The 2,581-nt window shown below is 78.1% G+C and carries 1 protein-coding gene; it reads left to right on the plus strand.

Annotated elements, in window-relative coordinates:
• The first annotated feature begins 150 nt into the window (after positions 1–150).
• Positions 151–2,568: a helicase-associated domain-containing protein gene (locus PV350_RS46080; RefSeq protein WP_500339244.1), complete on the plus strand. Its 2,418-nt coding sequence runs from the start codon at positions 151–153 to the stop codon at positions 2,566–2,568.
• The last annotated feature ends 13 nt before the right edge of the window (positions 2,569–2,581 follow it).

Consider the following 2,581-nt stretch of genomic DNA (forward strand, 5'->3'; position numbering starts at 1 on the left):
CACCCACCCCCAGCCTTCGGCCGGGGGGACCCCCATGCCCAGGGACGACTGCCCGCAACCCCACACACCCGGGCACCGGGCACACGCTTGGGGAAAAGCGGGGGCGACGCCCACCATGGGTTGGGGACGGGCAGGGCTAATGTGGGGGAGATGAGCACTGACGGCCCCGCGGCGGCGCCGCGCACGCTCGCGGAGGATCTGCGCGCCCGCGGCGACGACGCGCTGTCCGCACTGCTCCGGGCGCGCCCGGACCTGCTGAACCCGGTCCCGAACGACCTCTCGCAGCTGGCGACCCGCGCCGGCACCCGCGCCTCCGTCGTCCGCGCCCTCGAACGCCTGGACCGGTTCACGCTGCAGACCGCCGAGGCCCTGGCCGTCGCGCCGGACGGCGCCGGACACGACGCGCTCGCCGCGCTGATGGGCCCGGAGTCGGCGCAGGCGCTGCCCGGCGCGGTGGCGACGCTGCGGGCGCAGGCACTGCTGTGGGGCGGGGACGACCGGCTGCGCCTGGTGCGCACGGCGCGCGACATCCTGGCCCCGGCCGCGGGGACCCCGTCCCCGACCGGCCTCGGGCCGACCGTGGCCGAGGCGACCTCCGGTATGTCGCCGACGCGGTTGCAGCAGATCCTCACGGTGGCCGGGCTGCCGCCCACGCACGACCCGGTGAGCGCGGTGGGGGCGTTGAGCTCGCTGTTCGCCGACCCCGCGCGGATGGCGGCGCTGCTCGACGGCGCGCCCCCGGAGGCCGGGGCGGTGCTGCGCAGGCTGGCGTGGGGCCCGCCGTACGGGGAGGTGGCGGACGTGTCGGTGCCGCCGCCCCCGGTGGCCTGGCTGCTGGAGCGCGGGCTGCTGCTGCCGGCCGGGGCGCGCAACGTCGTGCTCCCCCGCGAGGTGGCCCTGCATCTGCGCGACGGCAGGGCGCACCGCGCCCCCGAGCCGGTCGCGCCGGCCGTGGAGCCGAAGCAGCACGATCCACAGGCTGTGGACAGGAACGCCGCGGGCCAGGCCTTCACGGCGGTCCGTACGGTCGAGGAGCTGCTCAAGCAGTGGGAGACCGGCGGCCCTTCGGTGCTGCGCGCGGGCGGGCTGAGCGTGCGGGACCTCAAGCGGGTGGCCACGGCACTGGACGTGCCGGATCCGCTGGCCGCGTTCTGGGTGGAGGTGGCGTACGCCGCGGGCCTGGTCGCCGCGGACGGGGAACTGGACGAGGCGTACGCGCCGACCCCCGCGGCCGACGGGTGGCTGACGCTGCCCGCCGAGGACCGCTGGGCGGCCCTGGTCACGGCGTGGCTGGCCGCCACCCGCGTACCGGGGGTCGTCGGCACACGGGACGTGAAGGGCCGCGCGCTGGCGGCGCTCGGCCCCGACCTGGACCGTTCGCTCGCCCCGGAGGTGCGCCGCCGGACGCTGGAGCTGCTGGCCGCGCTCCCCGAGGGCGCCTCGGCGGACCAGGACGCGCTGCTGGCCCGGCTGCGCTGGGAGCGCCCGCTGCGGGGCGGCGCCTCGATGGACCCGCTCCGCGCCGACCTGGTGCGCTGGACGGTGACGGAGGCGGAGATGCTGGGGGTCACCGGCCGTGGCGCGCTGGCGGCGCACGGCCGCGCGCTGCTGCGGCGTTCCGGGGACGCGGCGGCCGTGCTGCTCGGGCCGCTGCTGCCGGAGCCGCTGGACCACGTGCTGCTCCAGGCCGATCTGACGGCGGTCGCGCCGGGCCCTCTGCAGCCGCACCTCGCCGAGACCCTGCACGTCCTGGCGGACGTGGAGTCCAAGGGCGGCGCGACCGTCTTCCGCTTCACCCAGGAGTCGGTGCGCCGGGCGCTGGACGCCGGCCGCACCGCGGCCGACCTGCACGCCTTCCTCTCCGCGCACTCGCGCACGCCCGTGCCGCAGCCGCTGAGCTACCTCGTGGACGACGTCGCCCGCCGGCACGGACGCCTGCGCGTGGGCGCGGCTTCGGCGTACGTGCGCTGCGACGACGACGCGCTGCTCAGCGAGCTGCTGGCCGACCGCCGGGCGGCCGGCCTCGGGCTGCGCCGCCTCGCGCCGACGGTGCTGGCGGCGCAGAGCGATCCGGCGACGCTGCTGGAGCGGCTGCGCGCGCTGGGCCACGCGCCGGCGGCCGAGTCCGCCGAGGGCGATGTGCTGATCACCCGCGCGGACGCCCGGCGCACCCCGCCGCGCAGCGCGCCGGTACCCGTGGTGGACGGGCCGCCGACCCCGGACGGGACACTGCTCGGGGCGGCCGTCAAGGCGATCCGGGCCGGTGACCGGGCCTCGACCGCGGTCCGCAGGGAGTCCGCGGCGCGCCCGGGCGGCCAGGGCGACGACCGGCTGCCGCGCACGGCGGCGGCCGAGACGCTGGCGACGATGCAGGCGGCGGTGCTGACCGGCGAGTCGGTGTGGATCGGCTACGTCAACGCGGAGGGCGCGGCGAGCCAGCGCGTGATCGGCCCGATCCGGGTGGAGGGCGGGTTCGTCACCGCGTACGACCACACCGCCGACGAGGTCCGCACCTTCGCGCTGCACCGGATAACGGGTGTCGCCGAGCTCGCCGACGACCTGGCGTGACCCTGCCGCGGGG

The organism is Streptomyces sp. PA03-6a (assembly GCF_033792765.1).
In the GTDB taxonomy this organism is placed as follows: Bacteria; Actinomycetota; Actinomycetes; order Streptomycetales; family Streptomycetaceae; genus Actinacidiphila.

Bases quoted from the DNA above. Each gene is read 5' to 3' on its own strand.
- PV350_RS46080 (WP_500339244.1), top strand. From the start codon at position 151: ATGAGCACTGACGGCCCCGCGGCGGCGCCGCGCACGCTCGCGGAGGAT.